The following is a 20,734-nucleotide window of genomic DNA, read 5'->3' as shown; positions in this document are numbered from 1 at the left end:
CGCAAAGGGGCGACCCTTGGCACGAGACACGTCCAGACGCGATGACTATGTGCGCCCGATCCGCCGCTTGCTGATCGGGCTGCTTGTCATTGTGCTTTTCGGTGTGTTCCTGCTCTGGCGCATCGACAGCCCCCGTGTCGAGCGATTGCGCGCCAACTTGGTTGACCAGATCGTGCCGAATTTCGAATGGGCGATGGCACCGGTGACAGCGACTGCGAATATCGTTGCTGACTTCCGCTCTTACCGCAAAATCTACGAGCAAAACCAGGAACTTCGACGTGAGCTGCGCCAGATGCAGGCGTGGAAAGAAGCCGCCCTTCAGCTTGAGCAGAAGAACGCGAAACTGCTCGATCTGAACAAGGTCCGTCTAGATCCGAAGCTCACCTTCGTGACCGGCGTTGTGCTGGCCGATAGCGGCTCGCCCTTCCGACAATCCGTGCTGCTGAACATCGGCGCGCGCGACGGTATTCAGGACGGCTGGGCGACAACTGATGGCCTTGGCCTTGTCGGGCGCATCTCCGGCGTCGGGGACCGCACCGCCCGCGTGATCCTGCTGACCGACAGCAATTCGCGCCTTCCCGTGACGATCCAGCCATCTGGCCAGCGTGCTATCCTCGCGGGTGATAACTCCCCCGCCCCACCGGTTGAGTTTCTCGAAGACCCCGACCTCGTACGCCCCGGCGACCGCGTCGTCTCTTCCGGTGACGGCGGCGTTTTCCCCGCGGGCCTGCTGATCGGCCAAGTCGCTCAAAGCCCCGACCGGCGCCTGCGCGTGCGCCTGTCTGCCGATTACGAGCGGCTGGAATTCTTGCGTGTCCTGCGCTCCCGTTCGATTGAGGTTATCGACGAGCCCGGCCACCTGATCGGCCCGCTTCCCGCACGCCCCACAGCCGAGGTTGCGCCAACGCAAGAGGCTACCGATGGCTGAGCAAACCGCAAACCGCCCCTTCGCCTTCTGGGCGCTTTATGCAGGTCTTGGCGTGTTGGTGATCTTCCTTCAACTCCTCCCGCTTGAGACAGAGCCGCGCCGCTGGGCCGCCCCTGATTACATGATGTGTCTGGCCTATGCTTGGGTATTGCGCCGCCCCGATGCTGTGCCCCCCCTACTGGTCGCCGCAGTGATCCTGCTAGCCGATTTCCTGTTCCAACGACCGCCAGGGCTCTGGGCGGCCTGCGTCATTATCGGTCTCGAAGTGCTCAGATCGCGCGCGATCTTCATGCGCGGCGGCACCTTCCTTCTGGAATGGTTCACGGTCATCGTTGTCACCGGCCTCGTGGTGGTCGCTCACCGGCTGATCCTGATGCTCTTTCTGGTCGAACCCGCGCCGCTGGCGCTTGACGCAAGCCTGTTCCTGTCCACCGCTTTCGCCTATCCTGTGATGGTTGCGGCCTCGCATTTCCTGTTCGGCGTGCGCAAGGCCGCCCCCGGCGAATACGACCCTGTCGAGGCGCGATAGATGCGAAAGTCACAACGCGAGATACAAGAAAGCAGCCGCAAGCTGGGCCGCCGCGCCCTGGTCCTGGGCGGCCTGCAACTTGTCTTTGTCGCCGGGCTCGGCCTGCGCATGCGGCATCTGCAAATTGAAAAATCCGATCAGTTCCGCCTTCTGGCCGAAGAAAACCGCATCAACCTGCGCCTCATCCCACCCGCGCGAGGCCTGATCTATGACCGCAACGGTATCGTGATTGCAGACAATGAGCAGAATTACCGCATCGTTATGGTGCGCGAGGATGCAGGCGATGTAGACGACACACTGGCGCGCCTATCCTCGATCGTGCCGCTCGATCCCACAGACCTTGACCGCGCGCGCAAAGAACTCAAACGGCGCAGCCCTTTTGTGCCCGTCACTGTCGCCGAACGCGTCGCTTGGGAGGATATTGCCAAGGTCGCCGTCAACGCCCCCGCCCTGCCCGGCATCAGCGGGGAGGTTGGCCTGTCCCGCGTCTATCCGATGCGACAAGACTACGCGCATATCCTCGGCTATGTTGGCCCGGTCAGCGATTTTGACCTCAGCCGCATTGATGACCAAGACCCACTTTTGCAAATTCCGCGGTTCCAGATCGGCAAAACTGGGGTCGAGGTCAAACACGAGCGCGACCTGCGCGGCAAAGCGGGCAACCGTCAGATCGAGGTGAACGCGCTGGGCCGCGTGATCCGCGAACTTGACCGCACCGAAGGCGTACCCGGCGATGATCTGCAACTGACGGTCGATACGGACCTGCAAAACTACGTGCAAGCGCGGCTGGAAGGCGAAGCCGCCTCTGCCGTTGTCATGGACACGCAGACGGGCGATCTGCTTGCCATCGGCTCTGCGCCCAGCTTTGATCCGAACCTCTTTGTGCGTGGCATTTCCAGCAACGCCTATAACGCGCTACGCGACAACAAATACCGCCCGTTCCGCTCCAAAGCCGTGCAAGACATTTATCCACCCGGCTCCACCTTCAAAATGGTCACGGCGCTGGCCGCCCTCGAGGACGGCGTCATCGGCGTGGATGAAACGGTGTATTGTCCGGGCCACACGACCGTTTCTGGCTTGCGCTTTCATTGCTGGAAACGTGCGGGCCATGGCAACATGAACCTGCATGACAGCCTCGTGCAAAGCTGTGACGTCTATTACTATGATATCGCCCAGCGCGTCGGCATCGAAAAGATCAGCGCAATGGCCAAACGCTTGGGCATTGGCGTCGATCATAACCTGCCGATGTCCGCCGTCGCCCAAGGGCTTGCTCCCACCAAGGAGTGGAAGCGCACTGTGCGCGATGCCGACTGGCGGATCGGCGACACAGTAAACGCCTCCATCGGTCAGGGCTATGTGCTGTCTTCCCCGCTACAATTGGCCGTGATGACCGCCCGCCTGGCAACCGGTCGGGCGATCAGCCCGCGTTTGATAAAATCCGTAAACGGCGTGGATGAGCCGATCCGCGACGAGGGCGAGTTGGGCTTGAACGCAAACCTGCTCAAGCGGGTGCAGGATGCGATGTTCGCTGTCTCGAACCACCGCCGTGGGACAGGATATCGCTCGCGCATCATCGAAGACGCGTTTCGCATGGCGGGCAAGACCGGCACTTCGCAGGTGCGCCGTATCACCGCTGAAGAACGGCGGCGCGGCGTGACCCGCAACGAAGACCTGCCTTGGGAGCGTCGTGATCATGCGCTTTGGGTCAACTATGCGCCCTACGAGAATCCGCGGATCGCCGTTGCCGTCGTTGTCGAGCATGGCGGCGGTGGCTCCAAAGCGGCGGCACCCATAGGGCGCGACATCACTTTGCGCGCGCTTTACGGTGAGGTTCCCCCGCTGGAGGCCTATCCAACAGCCGCGCGCGATCAAATCCAGCAAATGCACGAGAACATGGACCTACGCGAGCGCGACACAGATGACGGAACAGGCAGCGACCGCGCATGAGTTATCTTGAGTATAATCTGAAGACGGTCCCAAGCGGTCCAACGAAGATCTTCTACATCAATTGGGCGCTCTTACTGCTGATTTCAGCCGTCGCAGGGGTCGGCGTGCTGATGCTCTATTCCGTCGCAGGGGGCTCTTTCAGTCCTTGGGCGGGCCAACAGATGGAACGCTTTGCGATGGGCGTCGTGCTGATGTTTGTCGTCGCGATGATCCCCATCTGGTTTTGGCGCAACATCGCGGCTGTCGCCTTCGGCTTTTCACTTATCTTGCTGTTATACGTCGAGTTTTTCGGCGTCGTCGGGATGGGCGCCCAGCGCTGGATCAACCTTGGTTTCATGCGCCTTCAACCCTCCGAGCTCACTAAAATCACCCTCGTGATGTTGCTCGCCGCCTATTACGACTGGCTACCGCAAGATAAGGTCTCCCGCCCGCTTTGGGTGCTGATCCCGCTTCTGCTGATCCTCGCACCGGTCTTTCTGGTACTGACCCAGCCCGATCTGGGCACCTCCATCCTGCTGACCGCCGGTGGCGGCATCATGATGTTTCTGGCAGGCGTCCACTGGCTTTACTTTGCCGTGGTGATCCTGATTGGCGTCGCGTTGATCTACGCGGTTCTGGTCAGCCGCGGCACCGATTGGCAATTGCTCAACGACTACCAGTATCGCCGGATCGACACGTTCATCGACCCCTCAACCGACCCCTTGGGTGCGGGATATCATATCACCCAATCCAAGATCGCCCTTGGCTCAGGGGGCTGGACCGGACGGGGCTTTATGCAAGGCACGCAATCCCGGCTGAATTTCCTGCCCGAAAAACATACCGATTTCATCTTCACCACACTGGCCGAGGAATTCGGCTTTGTCGGCGCGTTCTCCCTATTGGTGCTCTACGCGCTCATCATCCTTTTCTGCATCATCTCGGCGATGCGGATGAAAGACCGCTTCTCGTCGCTTCTGACCCTTGGCATCGCGGCGACATTCTTTTTGTTCTTCGCCGTAAACATGTCGATGGTGATGGGTCTTGCCCCAGTCGTTGGCGTCCCGCTGCCACTGGTCAGCTATGGCGGTTCGGCGATGCTGGTGCTCATGGCCGCTTTCGGCCTTGTCCAAAGCGCCCATGTCCACAGAGCGCGCTAGACAATGACCAATGTCCTCTTTGCAGCGCTTGATGCGCGCTGGGAACAGTATGAAACGCCCCTGAAAACCGCCTTTACCGAGGCTGGCCTGACCGTCGATCTGCGCCGCGACTTCGCCCCGGACAAAGTCGATTACATCGTCTATGCCCCCAACAGCGACTTGCAGGATTTCACGCCCTACACGCGCTGCAAAGCCGTGCTGAACCTCTGGGCTGGAGTGGAGGCGATCACTGGTAACGAAACCCTCACCCAACCGCTGGCCCGCATGGTCGATGAAGGTCTGACCGATGGCATGATCGAGTGGGTCACCGGCCATGTGCTGCGCCACCATCTGGGCATGGACGCGCATATCCACGGGCTGGATGGCGACTGGCGCAATGTCGCGCCCCCGCTCGCGCGAGACCGCCAAATAACGATCCTCGGCCTCGGTGCCCTCGGCGCCGCCTGCGCCCAGATGCTTGCGCAGCTCAAATTCAACGTCACCGGGTGGAGCCGCCGACCCAAGCAGATCGACGGCATCACCTGCCTGTCAGGCGCGGACGGTTTGACCCAAGCGCTCAGCACCGCAGACATCCTTGTCCTGCTCCTTCCCCTGACCCCTCAGACCGAAAACATGCTGAATGCCGAGACGCTCGCCACTTTGCCGAAGGGTGCTGTCATCCTGAACCCCGGCCGTGGCGGCCTGATCGACGATGACGCGCTTCTCGCCGCGCTAAATAGCGGCCAGATCGGCCACGCGACGCTTGATGTGTTCCGGGTTGAGCCGCTGCCCAAAGACCATCCCTATTGGTCCCATCCGAACGTCACTGTCACGCCCCACATTGCATCAGAAACACGCGCATCCTCCGCCGCCCGCGTTATTGCCGAGAACATCCGGCGGGGCGAAAACGGACTGCCGTTTCTGCATCTTGTGGATCGCAGCGCGGGCTACTAACGCAGGATAGGCGGTGCATCCGGGTCACTGCCAGGCGCCGCCCGCTCCTCCGGTTCTTCGGGTTGCGGCAAGTCAAACCGCAAGCCGACCCGCGCAAGGCGCGCGGCCATCGGATCACTCGCTTTGAAAAACGCAACATCCAGCGCACCTGCTTCAATCCCGCTAAAGGTCAGCGCCTCGCTCACCGCTTTGGCCAGCGCATCCTCCGCCCCCGGGGCCGCGCCGATGAACGCCAGCATGTGAGATTTCGCGCCGCCCTCGTAAGCCACACCGACCAGATAGGCCATAGACGCCAATCCGACCGCCGTTGCCAGCTTGGTATCCAGCGCCGCAATCAGCGTGTCCGGCAAACCCGCAGGCGGCGTCACCTCAACCGGGCGCGCCTCCACCTCATCAGGTGTATGCGCCAAGGTCTCGGCCAACCACGTCACCGCCTCTGCGGGCAACAGCGTCGCTGACGGCGCGACATCCAGATTGATCCCCAAACCCACGCTTTGCCCCGCCAGCATCTGCGCGATCACACGCCCCGACAGCGCTGCATAGGGCACGATCCGCCCCGCAAATGAGGACAAGCGGTCTTCGCGATCAAAGACCAGCACATACTGCGCGTCGCCCAGATCGAACACCTCCGGCGTCAGTTGATCGCCCTCCGCCTCGCTTTGCAGAAGCAAAAACAACTCGCTATCGGCCACACGCTCAAAGAACGCGAGGCGCTTTGCATCGCTCTGCTCCATCTGCGCATGGGCGCGGTCCAGTGCGGTTTCAGTCATCCATCACCTCTTTGACGCGGGCTTGCAAAGCCGGAACGGTCTCGGCCTCAAACCAGGGGTTTTTCTTCAGCCATGCCGTATTGCGCCAGGACGGATGCGGCAAGCAAAAGACATCCGGCGCCAGATCGCGCCACGCGGCAACACGGGCTGTCACGCTCATGCGCCCGCCCAAATGCCACTGCTGGGCATAGCCGCCAATAAGAACGGTCAGACGAATATCCGAAAGCCCGGCAAGAACCTCTGCCCGCCACGTCTCGGCGCAAACCTTCGGCGGCGGCAGGTCCGCCCCCTTGGCATCATAACCCGGAAAGCAAAAAGCCATCGGCACAATCGCCACCCGGCTGCGATCATAGAACGCCGCGTCCTCTAGCCCCAACCACCGGCGCAGCCGAACGCCGGATTGATCCCAGAACGGCGTATTCGCCTCATGCACCCGCAGCCCCGGTGCCTGACTGGCAATCAACAAACGCGCACCGGGTCGAAACCAAACCACCGGATTGGGCCGGTGTTGCGTCTGAGTTGCCGCAAAACGCTCTGTGCAAATCGTGCAATTGCGCAACTCCTCCATCAGCGCTTTCATGCCAAATGCCTCTCGCCATTTGGAAATCCGCGATACAAGGTGACTTGTCCGAAGCCACAGCTTCGCCCACTATGGCATTCACAAGACCGGGAGAACGGCATGTATCGCGTCTGGAATTTCGTACTCAACTACTCGATCCTGCTGATTTTGGGCGCTTTGATCGCGCTGGTCTGGGCCAATATCGATATGGAGGGGTATCACCACTTCGCCGAAACCCCGCTTTGGTTCAATGATATTGTGGGCGCCAAATATGACCACTGGTTTCATGCCTATGGCCACGGGGCCGAAAAATACGACCACGGCGGGGCCGAGCGGGTTTTAAGTCTGCATTACCTCGTCAATGACCTGCTGATGGCGTTCTTCTTCGCCATCGCCGCCAAAGAGGTGTGGGAGGCGATCATCCTCAAAAACGGCGCTCTGCGTGGCAAGAAAGCCGCCACGCCTCTGTTTGCCACAGCGGGCGGCATGATCGGTCCCATCGCCATCTATCTGGGCCTTGCGTTTTTTCTGGGTAGCGATGTCTACGACGCGGTTGCGCGCGGCTGGGCGATCCCAACAGCCACCGATATCGCGTTCAGCTATCTGGTCGGTCGCATCGTCTTTGGCGCGGGCCATCCGGCGGTCCGGTTCCTGCTGTTGCTGGCCATTGCCGATGACGCTGCGGGCTTAATCATCCTCGCGATTTTCTACCCCGAGGGCGACTTGGCACCGATCTGGCTGCTCCTCTCGGTCTTCTCGGCGGTGGGCGTTTTTGTGCTGTTCAATTGGCTCCCACGCCGGATGGATCGCGGCAATCAGGTCCGCCCTAACTCCACCTGGGTGCGCAACAAGCTGTCGTTCTGGCCCTACCTCTTTGCAGGCGCGCTCAGCTGGTATGGCTTTCAGGAAAGCGGCCTGCACCCTGCCTTGGGCCTGCTGCCCATCGTTCCAACACTGCCCCACGCAGATCGCGCCTTTGGCATCTTTGCAGAGGCCGAGCAGTATTTGACAGACCTGCTGAACCACAGCGAACATCTACTCAAACACCCGGTTGAGGTGATCCTCTTTTTCTTCGGTTTGATGAACGCAGGTGTTGCGTTTTCCTCCATCAGTGAACCCACATGGCTTGTGCTGGCCGGTCTGCTGATCGGCAAGCCTCTGGGCGTGTTGGCAATGGGCTATCTGGCCGCCTACCCGCTGAAACTGGGCCTGCCAGTGGGCATGAAATCTTCAGACCTGTTCGTGATCGGCTGCGTCGCCGCGATTGGGTTCACCGTTTCGCTTTTCATCGCATCGGTCGCCTTCCCGGTCGGAGCCGTGCAAGATGCCGCAAAAATGGGGGCTTTGCTTTCGTTCTTTGCCGCCATCATGGCCATCGTCGCGGGCAAAATCTTGAAGGTCGAAAAGCAAGAGCTTTCATAAAAAGCGAGGCATATGCGCCCCTTGTCTCTTTCTCAGTTGCCCTGATGGGGCGCTATCCGACATAATATAGCCAGAAAGACGGTATAAACCGGTCAAAACGAAACAATCCGTCAAGGATGAACGGCCATCGAGGCAGTGCCGGAGTGCGAGTGAATGCTCGAGTTTGAAAATGTCAGCAAGTCCTTCTGGACGGGCAAACAGCGCAAGGTGATCCTTGAACGCGCCTCTTTCCGCGTGGAATTGGGAAATTCGCTGGGCATTCTGGCCCCAAACGGCACCGGCAAGACCACGCTGGTGAACATGATGGCCGGGCTGGAGAAACCAGATGAGGGCGAAATTCGCCGCGAATGCCGCGTCTCGTTTCCGCTGGGGTTCATGGGCGGGGTAGTAGGCCGCCAATCCGCGATGGAGAATTCGCGTTACATCGCAAGGCTTTACGGCCTTGATCCGGATTATGTCGAGGCGTTCTGCCGTTGGCTTTGCGGGATAGAGGAATATTTCGACATGCCTGTCGGCACTTACAGCCAGGGCATGCGCGCACGGTTTACGTTTGCGCTGCTGTTGGCGCTTGATTTCGACATCTACCTGATCGACGAAGGCATGCCCGGCACAACTGACGTAGAATTTAATCGCAAGGCCGGAGCGATCCTGAAAGAACGGTTGCGAACCACGACGGTGATTATCGTATCGCACCAACCCGCCACGCTTGAGAAATTTGCCCGCTCTGCCGCAGTTCTGCGCGACGGGCGGTTACATATGTTTGACACCTTGGAAGAAGCGAAACAGCTCTATGACTATGAAACCCAAGGCTAAAAAATTCCGCATTCGACGCACTGGCGCGCTTGGCTCTGCCGCGCGCGCCGAAGAGCCGATGCAGGATCCCGTCGAGGCCCCAACTGCACCGGCCCAGGCTGCACCTGTGCCGCCCGCCAGTCCACGCGCTGCTGAGCAGGCCCCGCAAACGCCCCCCGCGACGCCCCCGCGTGGCGACATCGCAAGCCCCGGTGATGTCGCGTCGGAGACGGATATCGACGCAGTGCGTCGCGAAGGGCTGACTGGACGGCAACTACGTATGGCCCGCCGGGTGGCCCAGAAACACGGGCTGGCCCCGACCTCGGACTTTGATGCGGTGCGCTTGCTGCGCGCCAAAGGCATTGATCCTTTCCAGCGTTCAAACATGCTGCAGCTTGTCGTGCCGAACGAGGGCGATGGCGGTGGCGGTGGGGAGCCACCGGTCCAATTGCCTCAGACCGTTCCATCGGGCGAGAATAATCTGCCGTCGACCGATCTACTGTCCGGCGCAAACGAACGCGCCAGCGAGATAATGAAGATTCAACGCGACATCGCCAAACGTCGCCGCCGCAAGATCGTCTTGCTGATCTCACGGCTGAGCTTTTTCATCTTCCTGCCGACGATCATGGCGGGGTATTACTTCTATATTATCGCGACACCGATGTATGCGACCAACTCTGAATTCATCATCCAGCAAGCCGAAAGCGCAAGCGCAGGCTCTCTGGGCAGCATGTTTGGCAGCTCGCAACTGGCCACCGTGCAGGATAGTATCGCCGTGCAAGGCTATCTGACTTCGCGCGAGGCCATGCAACGGCTCGACGAAGACCTTGGTTTCAAGGAACATTTCGCCCGAGACGAGATTGACGCGATCCAGCGCCTTGCCCCTGATGCGACTGACGAACAGGCTTATAAGCTTTTCAAACGGAACGTAAAAATCGGCTATGATCCCACCGAAGGCATCGTCAAGATGGAGGTGATCGCCGCCGATCCCCAAACCTCTGAACAGTGGGCGCGCACCTTGATTTCCTATGCAGAACAGCGGGTCGACAGCATCACCCAACGTGTTCGCGAAGACCAGATGAGAGGCGCGCGTGACAGCTTTGAAGAAGCGTTGGCGGAACGCGATGCGGCTCTTGACCGGCTCGTCGATATCCAGCGCAGCATCGAAACCATAGACCCGTTGTCCGAGGTTGCGACGATCAACAGCCAGATCGGCCAACGGCAAACCGAACTGCAGGAGAAGGAGCTTCAATTGCAGGCCCTGCTCGACAACGCCCAGCCCAACGCCGCCCGCGTTGAAGGCGTGCGCGCCGATATCCGGCGCCTGCAAGCGCTGATCGACAGCCTGCGCACCCGCCTGACCGTCGCCAGCACCGATGGTGTCTCTCTCGCCACCAAAAACGCCGAACTCCGCCGGGCCGAGATTGACCTGCAGACCCGTGACGGACTGCTACAAGGCGCGCTCCAGCAAATGGAGACCGCCCGGATCGAAGCCAATCGCCAGGTGCGTTACCTCTCGCTTGGTGTGACACCTACAGCGCCGGACGAAGCCGTGTACCCGCGCAAGTTCGAGAACACGATTTTGGCGTTCATCATTCTGGCGGGCATTTACTTGATGGTCTCGCTCACCGCATCCATCCTTCGCGAACAGGTAACATCCTAAATGAAAACCGTTGAAATCCGGGATCTGCGCGTCAGCAATGATGCACCCCTGACTGTGATCGCGGGTCCATGCCAGCTTGAAAGCGTGGATCACGCCCAGATGATCGCAGGCACCATGAAAGAGGTTTGCGCAAAGCATGGCGCGCACTTCATTTTCAAAGGCTCCTTTGACAAGGCCAACCGTACATCGCTTTCGGGCAAGCGTGGCCTTGGGATCGACGAAGGGCTTGGCGTCATGCAGGCTGTCAGCGCAGGGCTTGATGTGCCGACACTGACCGACATTCACACCGCCGATCAATGCGCCACTGTTGCCAAGGTCTGCGACGTGCTGCAGATCCCCGCCTTTCTGTGTCGCCAGACAGACCTACTGCTGGCCGCCGCCGAAACCGGCGCCGCCATCAACGTCAAAAAGGGTCAGTTTCTGGCGCCGTGGGACATGGACAATGTCGTCGCCAAGCTCGCCTCGACCGGAAATGAGCGCCTTTTGCTGACAGAGCGTGGAACATCCTTTGGCTACAACGCCCTGGTCGCAGACATGCGCGGTTTGCCGCGCATGATGCAGACCGGCTATCCGGTCGTGATGGACGCGACCCATTCCGTGCAACAACCCGGCGGACAAGGCGGTTCAACCGGCGGACAGCGTGAATTTGCGCCAGTTATGGCGCGTTCTGCCGTCGCTTTAGGCATCGCAGCGGTCTTCATCGAAACGCACGAGGCGCCCGATTCTGCGCCATCTGACGGGCCGAACATGATCCCGCTGCAGGATATGGACAGTTTGATTGCAACTCTGATGGCTTTCGATACGCTGGCGAAAGAGACCCCCATTCGCATCTAACGAAAGACTACTTCCCGTGACCAAACCTGCCACGACCGTCACCCCGAACACGTGGGCCTTCCTCCGCGATGCCATGATCACGCCAACCGGGTTCCGCGAATACGACGCCCGCTGGAAATACCCAGAAGAGATCAACCTCGCAGGCATCACGGCCTTGGGTCTTGGCCTCGGCACACAGATGCACAAACGCGGCATCAAACCTGAGATCGCCGTGGGCAATGATTATCGTGATTATTCGCTGTCGATCAAAAACGCGCTGATGCTCGGCCTGATGCAGGCAGGCATCGCGGTCAAAGATATTGGCCCCGCGCTGTCGCCCATGGCCTATTTCGCACAGTTCCATCTGGATCTGCCCGCGGTCGCCATGGTCACCGCCAGCCACAATCCCAACGGTTGGACCGGTGTGAAGATGGGCTTTGATCGCCCCCTCACCCACGGCCCAGACGAAATGGCAGAACTGCGTGATATCGTCCTGAACGGCGAAGGCGTAGCCCGCGAAGGCGGCTCTTACGAATTTGTGGACGGCGTGCGCGAGGCCTATCTGGATGATCTCGTGGGTGATTTCAAAATGACCCGTAAGCTCAAGGTTGTCTGCGCGACCGGCAACGGCACCGCCTCGGCTTTCGCGCCGGAGGTCTTTGAACGTCTGGGCGTCGAAGTTGTCCCTTCCCATAACGAACTTGACTACACCTTCCCCAACTACAACCCGAACCCCGAAGCCATGGAAATGCTGCATGATATGTCCGACAGCGTGAAAGCCTCGGGCGCGGATTTCGCGCTTGGGTTTGACGGCGATGGTGACCGCTGCGGTGTGGTCGATGACGAGGGGGAAGAGATTTTTGCCGATAAGGTCGGCGTCATCATGGCCCGTGATCTGGCCAAAATCTATCCCGGCTCCACCTTTGTGGCCGATGTGAAATCCACCGGCCTTTTCGCCTCGGACCCAGAGCTGCAAAAGCTCGACGTGAAAGCAGACTACTGGAAGACAGGCCATTCCCATATGAAACGCCGCGTGCGCGAGATCGGCGCGCTGGCAGGGTTCGAGAAATCTGGCCACTACTTCCTCGCCGAACCGATCGGGCGCGGTTATGATTGCGGCATGCGCGTCGCGGTCGAGATCTGCAAGCTGATGGACCGCAACCCCGAAATGTCGATGTCCGATCTGCGTAAAGCTCTGCCGCAGACCTTTGCGACGCCCACCATGTCACCCTATTGCGCCGATACCGAGAAATACGAAGTTCTGGAACGCCTCGTCGCCAAGCTTGTCGCCAAGCACGACGCGGGGGAGACCATCGCAGACCGCAAGATCGCGCAGGTCGTCACGGTCAACGGCGCTCGCGTGATCCTTGAGAATGGTGCATGGGGGCTTGTGCGCGCCTCGTCCAACACCCCCAATCTGGTGGTGGTCTGCGAAAGCCCCGAAAGCGACGCTGAGATGCGTGCGATTTTTGCGGATGTCGACGCGGTTATTCGCACCGAACCCTCCGTAGGCGATTACGATCAGACGATCTGACATTTACACACCGTCCCAAGTGCCTATTCTGAGCGCCGATTGATGCGGATTGATTTTATGCGCCTGTTTTTATCCCTTGTCTTGTGCCTGTTTCTGCCTTTTGCGGCTATGGCACAGGACACGACCGAGCAGCCCACCGGCACCATCGCGGTCGAAGACAGCGCCGCACAGGATGCCGCCATCGCCACCCGCATTCGCAGTATTCTGGGCGAGTTACAGGGCTTTGAGGACGTCACCGTCTCGGTCTCCAACGGCATCGTCACCCTGCGCGGCACCACGCTGGATGCGTTCACCGCCAATCGACTGAACGATCTGGCAGGCCGCGTTGAAGGCGTCGTTGCCATTGAGAACAATGTGATTGAGACCACGGATGTCGTTGAACGTCTCAACCCCGCGGTCGAGCGTTTTCAGGCGCGCCTGACACAGCTGATTGCCTTTATCCCGTTGGCCCTTGTCGCCCTTCTGGCGTTTCTGGTGGTCGTCGTCGTGGGTATACTGATCACGCGGATGCGACAGCCGTGGGACAGGCTTGCCCCCAACAAGTTCATCGCCAATATCTACCGCCAATTGGTCCGGCTTGCCTTTATGATCGGTGGCCTTGTGGTCGCACTCGACATCCTGAATGCCACCGCGCTGCTCTCTACCATCCTCGGGGCGGCCGGTATCGTTGGCCTGGCCATTGGTTTCGCCGTCCGCGACACGGTCGAGAACTTCATCGCCTCGATCATGCTGTCGATCCGCCAGCCCTTTCGACCCAATGATACAGTCGAAATCGAAGGCGATATTGGCAAGGTCATCCGCCTGACCAGCCGCGCAACCATCCTGCTCAGCTTTGACGGCAATCATATTCACATCCCGAATGCGACCGTCTTCAAAAGCCGCATCGTGAACTATACGCGCAACGATGAGCGGCGCTTTCTGTTTGATCTGGGCATCGCGCCGGATGCCGATCTGGCACAGGCCCGTGATATCGCGCAAGAAACCATCGAAGCCCTACCGTTTGTGCTGGATAAACCCGCGCCGGATTGCTGGATTGAGGCCATCGGCGACAGCACCATCACCTTGCGCGTGACCGGCTGGATCGCCCAGCACGAGACAAGCCTCGTTGCCGCGCGCGGCGAAGCCATCCGCCTTGTGATGGCTGCACTGACCGCCGACGGCATCGAAATGCCCGAGCCGACCTACCGCCTTATCACCGATATGGGCGAGACGGCTCAGGACACGCCGCGCATCAAGAAAAGCCCAGCCAAACCAGTCATCGCGGAGCCTAAAGAGGTCAGTGCGACCGCGGATAAGGAACTCTCCGAGATCATTGAGGATGAGCGCAATGCGCAGTCCGAGAGCGACCTGCTGGACCGCAATGCCGAGCGCGAATAGCCCCGTCTGCACTTTTTGCGAAAACGCACTTGATTACCCCCCGCAGCCTGCGTATTTAGCCGCCTACGTTGGGGTGTAGCCAAGCGGTAAGGCATCGGTTTTTGGTACCGTGTATCGTAGGTTCGAATCCTACCACCCCAGCCATTTCTCTGAAAAAGCCGCCGCTACTGGATGACGGCATTTACCCATTCATCCAGAAACGTCCTTTTCTTGAGCGCATCCAGATAAGTCATCAAGGCAGGCTCCAGCGTGATCGTGGGCTGCCCCGCTTTTGCGGCGTCCTGAAGCGGGGGCAAGGGAAACATATCCTCATTCGATTGCGCATCAATCAGATGGCGGATGAAGGCCGTCGCCAACTCAGGCTGGCCGGTTTGTGCTGACACAAGCGCCGTGCGCATCATCGTCGTCTGGAAATCCGCAGGCAGGATTACTTCAATCTGATCTGCCAGATCGGTGCGCGCGATCGCATAACTGCCCAGCACGTTATAGGCCACTGTAATGCGGCCTGCGGCCAGATCCTCGATCATATCACCCGAACAGCAATAAAGCCGGGTGCCAAGACTGCCCATCACCTCCATCAGCCGCCAATAGGTCTCTGACGTGCGGGCATCTTGCGTCGCAAAAAGATAGCCAACCCCGGATACCCTCACATCATAGGTGCCCAGCTTGTCCTCAAACGCCTCCGGCTGCGCGCGCAGCACCTGGATCAGGTCTTGCCGGGTCTCTGGCACGGATTGCCCTGCAAAAGCCGCGCGATTGATGACAATGGCCGCGGGTTCAGTCGTGAACGCGAACAGACTGCGGCGCCACGCGGCCCAGTTGGGGTAGTTCAGCCCCTCAATCTCAAGGGCCAAGCCGTCATTGGCCAATTTGATCTGCAAATCCATCGCGCTGGAGATGACGATATCGAACGCCGCGGGGCTGGCCCGGAAAACGGTGTCGATCTCGGCAGTGCTGGTTACCAGATAGCGAACCTGCACAGATGGATTGCGCGCGATAAACCCTTCGATAATAGACGCAAAAAAGGAGGTGTCGGTGCTGGACAGCACTGTCAGCACGCGCGCGGCCTGCTCTTCGGGAAAGACCTGCTCGTCTTCCCAATCCTGCGCCGTGCCGGACGCAGCCCAAAGGCTGAAGATCACAAGGAAAAGGTAACACATGCGCCGCCCTCCGGTCGGTTTGCCAGCGAGATATGCCCGCCATGGGCCAACGCGACATCCTGCGCGATGGTCAGACCAAGTCCTGATCCGATGATCCCGTCCGCGTTCGAGCCACGCGCAAATCGCGCCACCAGACCGCCGATTTGATCCGGTGGAAATCCCGGCCCCTCGTCGCAAATCTCGACCTGAATATGGGGCGCACTGCGCAGCCGGATCATAATCGTGCTGTCGCTAGGGGAGTATTTCAACGCATTGTCGATCAGGTTGCGGATCGCGTTTTGCAGCAGGATCGGATCAGCCGCCACGCGAATACCGGGCGCAGCATCAAGACGTAAATCGACGTCTTTCATGTCCGCAACCGGGGTCAGGCGAAGCACCAGTTCCTGCACCAGATCAACCAGATCAAGATCCTGCCGATCCAGATGATCGGCCCGAAAGGTGATCATCGCATGATCCAGCAACTGCCCCGCCGCGCGAGAGCTTTCGTCAATCGCGCGCACCATGGACCGCAGTGCTTGTCGGTTCTCTTCGCGGCCTACACGCTGCAGCGTGGCTTCGGCATGGGAGCGCACCGTCGCCAAGGGCGTCCGCACCCGGTGCGCGGCTTCGGCTATAAAGTCCTCCGATTGGCTCAGCGAATGATCAAGCCGCGACATCAGATGATTGAGCGAGCTGACCAGCGGCACCATCTCGGACGGCACCGGCTTGACCACCGGGCTCAAATCTTGCGGCCCACGCCGCGTCACCGAGGTTGTCAGACGTTTCAGCTGCCCAATGGTCGTGGACGTTGCCCAAAACGCAAGCAACGTCGCCAAGGCAAAGAACCCCGCGCCAAACAACGCGACATTGCGCGATATGCGGTTCAGCACCCCTGACAATGCGTCTTGCGTCTGTGCGACCGAGACCGAGATGCGCGTGCGTCTGTCTTCTCCGATCAGAACTCGCGACGCGGTCGCAACGCGCAGGGTCGTGCCCTGTATTGTAGCGCTGCGAAAGACTGTGCCTTCGCCAAAATCGGGCGCGACCAAGGGCAGGCTCTCATACCCGGAAAGCAGCGTATCATCCTGATAAATTGCATAAAACACGCGATCATCAGAGTCCGTGTTCAGCATCGAAAAGGACGCATAGGGAAAGTCGACCTCCACCGCGCCATCGCGAATGATCGCCGCCCCAAGGATCGACGTCACCGATGCGCCAAGAATATTGTCCTGACTTTGCTGCGCGATCTGCGCCGCGTAATTGCGCACAATGAAGAACAACAGCACCGCAAGGATCGCCGCTCCACCAATCAGGATCACCGTCAACCGGTTGCGCAACGAGCCTGAGACGCGCACCGCCTCAGACATTGTCCAACCTGTAGCCAAGCCCGCGATGGGTCGTTATCTTGAGCTCAGACGGTTCCAGATGCTTGCGCAAGCGCGCGATATAAACCTCTACCGCGTTTTCCGACACGTCCTCTTCATAAGAAAACAGTCGATCTACCAGCTTTTGCTTCGGAAAGATTTGCCCCGGCGCGTTGAACAGCAGCTCCAGCAGGCGCAGTTCGCGGTTGCGCAGATCAATCACCTCATCCTTGACGGTCAGCCGCCCTGCCACCGGGTCAAATCGCACATCGCCCATGCGCAGTTCGCTTTGCGCGGCCCCGGCCTTGCGCCGCAAAACAGCCCGGCACCGGGCCTGCAACTCTGCGTGATCGAAGGGCTTGGTGACATAGTCATCCGCCCCCAGATCCAGCACACCGATTCTGTCCGAGACCTGCGAGCGCGCGGTCAGCACGATCACCGGCGTATTGCGCCGCGCCGCACGATGCTGCTTGAGAAAGTCGCGCCCATCTCCATCAGGCAGCATGATATCGAGCAAGATAAGATCATACTCTCCGGTCTCTGAAAAAGCGATGGCGTCCTGAATTTTATCAGCGTGGTCAATGACATGGCCATCCAGCTGCATCCGCCCAATGACGGCCTCTGCCAATTCCTGATTGTCCTCCACCAAGAGAAACTTCATCGCTGGATGTCGCCTTTTTTGCGCGGCTTGACAGGTTTGTGTCAGGTTCTCATGCTTGATCGTCTCAACTGACCCGCGATGCGGACAGTTGTCAAATGGGAGGACTACATGACAAATTTTAAACTCGGCCGTCGGGCCGTGATTGCGGCTGCTGTGGCAATGCTGGGCTTTACCGCGCCCGCACATGCCGAGGGCCATCAGGTCGTCGACAGCATTCATTTCCTGATCCCCGGCGGTGCCGGTGGCGGCTGGGACGGCACAGCGCGCGGCACAGGCGAAGCCCTGACCGAAGCCGGTCTTGTCGGCACCGCATCCTACGAGAACATGTCGGGCGGCGGCGGCGGTAAAGCCATCGGCTATCTGATCGAAAACGCCGAAAGCAACCACGGCACGCTGATGGTCAACTCGACCCCCATCGTGATCCGCTCACTCACCGGTGTGTTCCCGCAAAGCTTCCGTGACCTCACGCTGATTGCAGGCACCATCGGTGACTACGCAGCCATCGTCGTGGGCAAGGATAGCCCCGTGAACTCGATGGAAGACCTGATCGCGGCCTATGACGCCGATCCGGACGCAACCGCCATCGGCGGCGGTTCGGTGCCCGGCGGCATGGACCACCTTGTGGCCGCGATGGTCATGGAAGCGGCCGGCAAGGACGCGCTTGGGGTGAAATACATCCCCTATGACGCAGGCGGCAAAGCCATGGCAGCCCTGCTGTCGGGCGAGATCGCAGCGCTCTCCACCGGTCTGTCGGAGGCCGTCGACCTGGCCAATGCTGGCGAAGTGAAGATCATCGGCATCACCTCGGACGAGCGTGTTGAAGCCGCAGGCGACGCCATGACAATGGCCGAGCAAGGCATCGACATGACCTTTGTGAACTGGCGTGGCTTCTTCGGCGCCCCCGGGCTCCCTGAAGAGCAGGTCACAGCTTATCAGGACGCCCTGATGAAGATGTATGACACGCCCGAATGGGAAGAAGTGCGCGCACGCAACGGTTGGGTGAACATCCACAACAGCGGTGACGACTTCAAAGCCTTCCTTGAAGATCAGGAGAAGGTCATCGGCGATCTGATGAAGAAGCTCGGCTTCCTCTAAGACAGTGTTGATCGGGGCGCGGCCAAGGCTGCGCCCCGCTTTTTTCCTTTCTCACTTTAGACCGGAGGGCATCATGGCGCTTGATCGCTGGATCGCACTTGTCTTGCTCGGCATCTGCCTGATTTACGGCTACACTGCCTGGTTCACGATGGATGACACCCTTGCCCCCTTCATGCGGCGCAATCCGATCTGGCCGTCGACCTTTCCCAAGGTGCTCTCAGTCCTCGCCATTATCGCAGCGCTCATCATTTTGCTCGGTATCGAGAAGGGCGAACCGAAGATTGGCGACATAGACTACCGCCGCCTCGGCGACTACAAAATCGGCCAAGCGCTGATGCTTCTTGGCCTCATGGTTGCCTATGCGCTGCTGCTGCGGCCTGCGGGTTTCCTGTTCTCGACCGTGGGTTTCCTTGCCGGCGGCTCCTTCATCCTGGGAGAGCGCCGCTGGATCATGATGTTGCTCGTATCCGGCATTGCCACAGGCATCGTCTGGTACCTGGTTCAGGTCGTTCTGGGCATCTTCCTGCGCCCGCTCCCCGGCTTTTTGGTAGGAGGCTGATATGCTCGAAGGACTTCTGATCGGCCTTCAAACCGCCCTATCCCTGCAGAACCTGCTGATGGTAATCGGCGGATGCCTGATCGGCACGTTCATCGGCATGCTGCCCGGCCTCGGCCCGATGTCGATCATTGCCATCATGATCCCGGTCGCCATCTCGATGGGCGACCCCTCCGCAGCCCTGATCTTGCTTGCTGGCGTCTATTACGGAGCAATCTTTGGCGGCTCGACCTCCTCGATCCTACTCAACGCGCCGGGCGTGGCAGGCACGGTTGCCTCCAGTTTCGACGGCTACCCGATGGCGCGACAAGGCAAGGCGGGTAAAGCGCTTACCATCGCCGCCATTGCCAGCTTTGCAGGCGGCACTATCGGCGCGCTACTGCTGATGGTCTTCGCACCCGCACTGTCCTCCGTCGCGCTCCTCTTCCACTCTGCCGAGTATTTCGCGCTGATGGTCGTCGGCCTCTCGGCCATTGCGGCCTTTGCTGGCACGGGGCAAGTCGCCAAAGCGATGCTGATGACTCTGCTTGGCCTGATCATGGCCACGGTCGGTGAGGGCGCGCTTTTCAATATGCCACGCTTCACGATGGGTCTGATGGACCTGCAATCGGGCTTTGGCTTCATCACGCTCGCCATGGCCATGTTTGCCCTGCCCGAAGCCTTGTTCCTGGTGCTGAAACCCAAAGATGCAGGCTCTGCCGATGGTGAAATCAAGGACCTGCGCATTTCCCGGGCCGAGGCGAAATCCATCGCGCCCGTCATTGGCCGACAATCGATCCAAGGCTTCTTCATCGGCGTCCTGCCCGGCGCAGGCGCAACCATCGCCTCCTTCCTCGGCTATGCAGTCGAACGCAATATCGCGCCGAAGAAAGAGCAGGAAGAGTTCGGCAAAGGCTCCATCAAAGGCCTCGCTGCACCGGAAACGGCAAACAACGCTGCCTGCACCGGTTCTTTCGTGCCGCTGCTCACGCTCGGTATCCCCGGCTCCGGCACCACGGCCATCCTTCTGGGCGCGCTGATCGCGCTGAACGTGACCCCAGGCCCGCGTCTGATGCTGGACGAACCGCAAGTCTTTTGGGCCGTTATCATGTCGATGTTCATCGGCAATCTGGTGCTGCTTGTCCTGAACCTGCCGCTGATCCCATACATCGCCAAGGTCCTGTCGGTTCCGCGCAACTATCTGATCCCGTTCATTTTGTTCTTCACCCTCATGGGTGCCTATATCGGCCAGAACAACGCGACCGAGCTTTTGCTACTCGTTGGCTTCGGTATCTTCGCAACGATCTTGCGCTTCGCAGATTACCCGCTCGCCCCCCTGTTGATCGGTTTCATTCTGGGCGGCATGCTTGAAGATAACTTCTCCCGCTCGATGCAGCTCTATGACGGGGTGTCCTTCATCTGGGAGCGCCCGATGACCCTTGGTCTACTGGTGATCGCTGTAATTTTGGTGATCCTGCCCAGCTACCGCGCCCGCCGCGCCAAGCTTCGCTCGCAAGGTGTTGCGGACGGTGATTGA

At 59.8% G+C, this 20,734-nt stretch carries 19 protein-coding genes and 1 tRNA gene; 15 read left to right on the top strand and 5 right to left on the bottom strand.

Going from position 1 to position 20,734, the window contains the following annotated elements:
• Nucleotides 1-16: 16 nt before the first annotated feature.
• From mreC to KUW67_RS15935, 5 genes are read left to right on the top strand one after another with little or no spacing between them, the layout of a single operon-like run.
• The gene (gene mreC / locus KUW67_RS15955; protein WP_224826326.1) at nucleotides 17-928 is read left to right on the top strand and encodes a rod shape-determining protein MreC; all 912 of its coding nucleotides are present in this window, start codon (nucleotides 17-19) and stop codon (nucleotides 926-928) included.
• Nucleotides 921-1,457, top strand: coding sequence for a rod shape-determining protein MreD (locus KUW67_RS15950; RefSeq protein WP_224826325.1), 537 nt, complete (start codon nucleotides 921-923; stop codon nucleotides 1,455-1,457). The genes mreC and KUW67_RS15950 overlap by 8 nt, the downstream gene beginning before the upstream one ends.
• Nucleotides 1,458-3,404, top strand: coding sequence for a penicillin-binding protein 2 (gene mrdA, locus KUW67_RS15945; RefSeq protein WP_224826324.1), 1,947 nt, complete (start codon nucleotides 1,458-1,460; stop codon nucleotides 3,402-3,404).
• Entirely contained in the window at nucleotides 3,401-4,540 is a 1,140-nt protein-coding gene (gene rodA / locus KUW67_RS15940) for a rod shape-determining protein RodA (protein WP_224826323.1), read from the top strand. The genes mrdA and rodA overlap by 4 nt, the downstream gene beginning before the upstream one ends.
• Nucleotides 4,541-4,543: 3 nt before the next feature.
• Nucleotides 4,544-5,473 carry a glyoxylate/hydroxypyruvate reductase A gene (locus tag KUW67_RS15935; RefSeq protein WP_224826322.1) on the top strand — a complete coding sequence of 310 codons (930 nt, stop codon included), beginning with the start codon at nucleotides 4,544-4,546 and terminating at the stop codon, nucleotides 5,471-5,473.
• Here KUW67_RS15935 and KUW67_RS15930 read toward each other — a convergent pair.
• Both KUW67_RS15930 and KUW67_RS15925 read right to left on the bottom strand, forming a co-directional pair.
• Nucleotides 5,470-6,243, bottom strand: a complete 774-nt coding sequence (locus KUW67_RS15930) for an SseB family protein (protein ID WP_224826321.1) — start codon at nucleotides 6,241-6,243, stop codon at nucleotides 5,470-5,472. The genes KUW67_RS15935 and KUW67_RS15930 overlap by 4 nt on opposite strands.
• Complete coding sequence (locus KUW67_RS15925; RefSeq protein ID WP_224826320.1) at nucleotides 6,236-6,823, bottom strand: uracil-DNA glycosylase family protein; 588 nt, start codon at nucleotides 6,821-6,823, stop codon at nucleotides 6,236-6,238. The genes KUW67_RS15930 and KUW67_RS15925 overlap by 8 nt, the downstream gene beginning before the upstream one ends.
• A gap of 99 nt (nucleotides 6,824-6,922) precedes the next feature.
• Between KUW67_RS15925 and KUW67_RS15920 the strand changes: the two genes are divergently transcribed.
• The 7 genes from KUW67_RS15920 to KUW67_RS15890 all read left to right on the top strand — a co-directional run bounded on the left by KUW67_RS15920 (nucleotide 6,923) and on the right by KUW67_RS15890 (nucleotide 14,547).
• Nucleotides 6,923-8,224 (top strand): Na+/H+ antiporter NhaA, encoded by a 1,302-nt coding sequence (locus tag KUW67_RS15920; RefSeq protein WP_224826319.1) that lies wholly within the window; start codon nucleotides 6,923-6,925, stop codon nucleotides 8,222-8,224.
• A gap of 153 nt (nucleotides 8,225-8,377) precedes the next feature.
• Nucleotides 8,378-9,037, top strand: a complete 660-nt coding sequence (locus tag KUW67_RS15915) for an ABC transporter ATP-binding protein (RefSeq protein WP_224826318.1) — start codon at nucleotides 8,378-8,380, stop codon at nucleotides 9,035-9,037.
• On the top strand, nucleotides 9,015-10,679 hold the full coding sequence (locus KUW67_RS15910; RefSeq protein ID WP_224826317.1) for a capsule biosynthesis protein: 1,665 nt from the start codon (nucleotides 9,015-9,017) through the stop codon (nucleotides 10,677-10,679). The genes KUW67_RS15915 and KUW67_RS15910 overlap by 23 nt, the downstream gene beginning before the upstream one ends.
• Complete coding sequence (gene kdsA / locus KUW67_RS15905; protein WP_224826316.1) at nucleotides 10,680-11,513, top strand: 3-deoxy-8-phosphooctulonate synthase; 834 nt, start codon at nucleotides 10,680-10,682, stop codon at nucleotides 11,511-11,513.
• Between the two features lie 16 nt (nucleotides 11,514-11,529).
• Complete coding sequence (locus KUW67_RS15900) at nucleotides 11,530-13,026, top strand: phosphomannomutase/phosphoglucomutase (RefSeq protein WP_224826315.1); 1,497 nt, start codon at nucleotides 11,530-11,532, stop codon at nucleotides 13,024-13,026.
• 57 nt (nucleotides 13,027-13,083) lie between these two features.
• Entirely contained in the window at nucleotides 13,084-14,403 is a 1,320-nt protein-coding gene (locus tag KUW67_RS15895; protein ID WP_224826314.1) for a mechanosensitive ion channel family protein, read from the top strand.
• Between the two features lie 69 nt (nucleotides 14,404-14,472).
• Nucleotides 14,473-14,547 (top strand) — tRNA-Gln (locus KUW67_RS15890).
• Between the two features lie 20 nt (nucleotides 14,548-14,567).
• On the opposite strand, the gene KUW67_RS15885 is transcribed toward KUW67_RS15890, so the two are convergent.
• From KUW67_RS15885 to KUW67_RS15875, 3 genes are read right to left on the bottom strand one after another with little or no spacing between them, the layout of a single operon-like run.
• On the bottom strand, nucleotides 14,568-15,563 hold the full coding sequence (locus tag KUW67_RS15885) for an ABC transporter substrate-binding protein (RefSeq protein WP_224826313.1): 996 nt from the start codon (nucleotides 15,561-15,563) through the stop codon (nucleotides 14,568-14,570).
• Nucleotides 15,542-16,909, bottom strand: coding sequence for a sensor histidine kinase (locus tag KUW67_RS15880; RefSeq protein WP_224826312.1), 1,368 nt, complete (start codon nucleotides 16,907-16,909; stop codon nucleotides 15,542-15,544). Before KUW67_RS15880 ends, KUW67_RS15885 begins: the two co-directional genes overlap by 22 nt.
• Nucleotides 16,902-17,567 (bottom strand): response regulator transcription factor, encoded by a 666-nt coding sequence (locus KUW67_RS15875; RefSeq protein ID WP_224826311.1) that lies wholly within the window; start codon nucleotides 17,565-17,567, stop codon nucleotides 16,902-16,904. Before KUW67_RS15875 ends, KUW67_RS15880 begins: the two co-directional genes overlap by 8 nt.
• Nucleotides 17,568-17,675: 108 nt before the next feature.
• Between KUW67_RS15875 and KUW67_RS15870 the strand changes: the two genes are divergently transcribed.
• The 3 genes from KUW67_RS15870 to KUW67_RS15860 all read left to right on the top strand — a co-directional run bounded on the left by KUW67_RS15870 (nucleotide 17,676) and on the right by KUW67_RS15860 (nucleotide 20,734).
• Nucleotides 17,676-18,662, top strand: a complete 987-nt coding sequence (locus KUW67_RS15870) for a tripartite tricarboxylate transporter substrate binding protein (RefSeq protein WP_224826310.1) — start codon at nucleotides 17,676-17,678, stop codon at nucleotides 18,660-18,662.
• Nucleotides 18,663-18,735: 73 nt separating this feature from the next.
• Complete coding sequence (locus KUW67_RS15865) at nucleotides 18,736-19,221, top strand: tripartite tricarboxylate transporter TctB family protein (RefSeq protein ID WP_224826309.1); 486 nt, start codon at nucleotides 18,736-18,738, stop codon at nucleotides 19,219-19,221.
• Nucleotide 19,222: 1 nt separating this feature from the next.
• Nucleotides 19,223-20,734: a tripartite tricarboxylate transporter permease gene (locus KUW67_RS15860; RefSeq protein WP_224826308.1), complete on the top strand. Its 1,512-nt coding sequence runs from the start codon at nucleotides 19,223-19,225 to the stop codon at nucleotides 20,732-20,734.

The organism is Cognatishimia sp. MH4019 (assembly GCF_020177595.1).
Classification (GTDB): Bacteria; Pseudomonadota; Alphaproteobacteria; order Rhodobacterales; family Rhodobacteraceae; genus JAHTBL01.
The sequence above is the reverse complement of the archived record's forward strand: the minus strand, read 5'-3'. Positions and strand labels throughout refer to the sequence as shown.

Excerpts from the sequence above, each read along its gene's own strand:
- KUW67_RS15950 (WP_224826325.1), top strand. The coding sequence starts at position 921 with ATGGCTGAGCAAACCGCAAACCGCCCCTTCGCCTTCTGGGCGCTTTAT.
- mrdA (WP_224826324.1), top strand. The coding sequence starts at position 1,458 with ATGCGAAAGTCACAACGCGAGATACAAGAAAGCAGCCGCAAGCTGGGC.
- rodA (WP_224826323.1), top strand. The coding sequence starts at position 3,401 with ATGAGTTATCTTGAGTATAATCTGAAGACGGTCCCAAGCGGTCCAACG.
- KUW67_RS15935 (WP_224826322.1), top strand. The coding sequence starts at position 4,544 with ATGACCAATGTCCTCTTTGCAGCGCTTGATGCGCGCTGGGAACAGTAT.
- KUW67_RS15930 (WP_224826321.1), bottom strand. The coding sequence starts at position 6,243 with ATGACTGAAACCGCACTGGACCGCGCCCATGCGCAGATGGAGCAGAGC.
- KUW67_RS15925 (WP_224826320.1), bottom strand. The coding sequence starts at position 6,823 with ATGAAAGCGCTGATGGAGGAGTTGCGCAATTGCACGATTTGCACAGAG.
- KUW67_RS15920 (WP_224826319.1), top strand. The coding sequence starts at position 6,923 with ATGTATCGCGTCTGGAATTTCGTACTCAACTACTCGATCCTGCTGATT.
- KUW67_RS15915 (WP_224826318.1), top strand. The coding sequence starts at position 8,378 with ATGCTCGAGTTTGAAAATGTCAGCAAGTCCTTCTGGACGGGCAAACAG.
- KUW67_RS15910 (WP_224826317.1), top strand. The coding sequence starts at position 9,015 with ATGACTATGAAACCCAAGGCTAAAAAATTCCGCATTCGACGCACTGGC.
- kdsA (WP_224826316.1), top strand. The coding sequence starts at position 10,680 with ATGAAAACCGTTGAAATCCGGGATCTGCGCGTCAGCAATGATGCACCC.
- KUW67_RS15895 (WP_224826314.1), top strand. The coding sequence starts at position 13,084 with ATGCGCCTGTTTTTATCCCTTGTCTTGTGCCTGTTTCTGCCTTTTGCG.
- KUW67_RS15885 (WP_224826313.1), bottom strand. The coding sequence starts at position 15,563 with ATGTGTTACCTTTTCCTTGTGATCTTCAGCCTTTGGGCTGCGTCCGGC.
- KUW67_RS15880 (WP_224826312.1), bottom strand. The coding sequence starts at position 16,909 with ATGTCTGAGGCGGTGCGCGTCTCAGGCTCGTTGCGCAACCGGTTGACG.
- KUW67_RS15875 (WP_224826311.1), bottom strand. The coding sequence starts at position 17,567 with ATGAAGTTTCTCTTGGTGGAGGACAATCAGGAATTGGCAGAGGCCGTC.
- KUW67_RS15870 (WP_224826310.1), top strand. The coding sequence starts at position 17,676 with ATGACAAATTTTAAACTCGGCCGTCGGGCCGTGATTGCGGCTGCTGTG.
- KUW67_RS15865 (WP_224826309.1), top strand. The coding sequence starts at position 18,736 with ATGGCGCTTGATCGCTGGATCGCACTTGTCTTGCTCGGCATCTGCCTG.
- KUW67_RS15860 (WP_224826308.1), top strand. The coding sequence starts at position 19,223 with ATGCTCGAAGGACTTCTGATCGGCCTTCAAACCGCCCTATCCCTGCAG.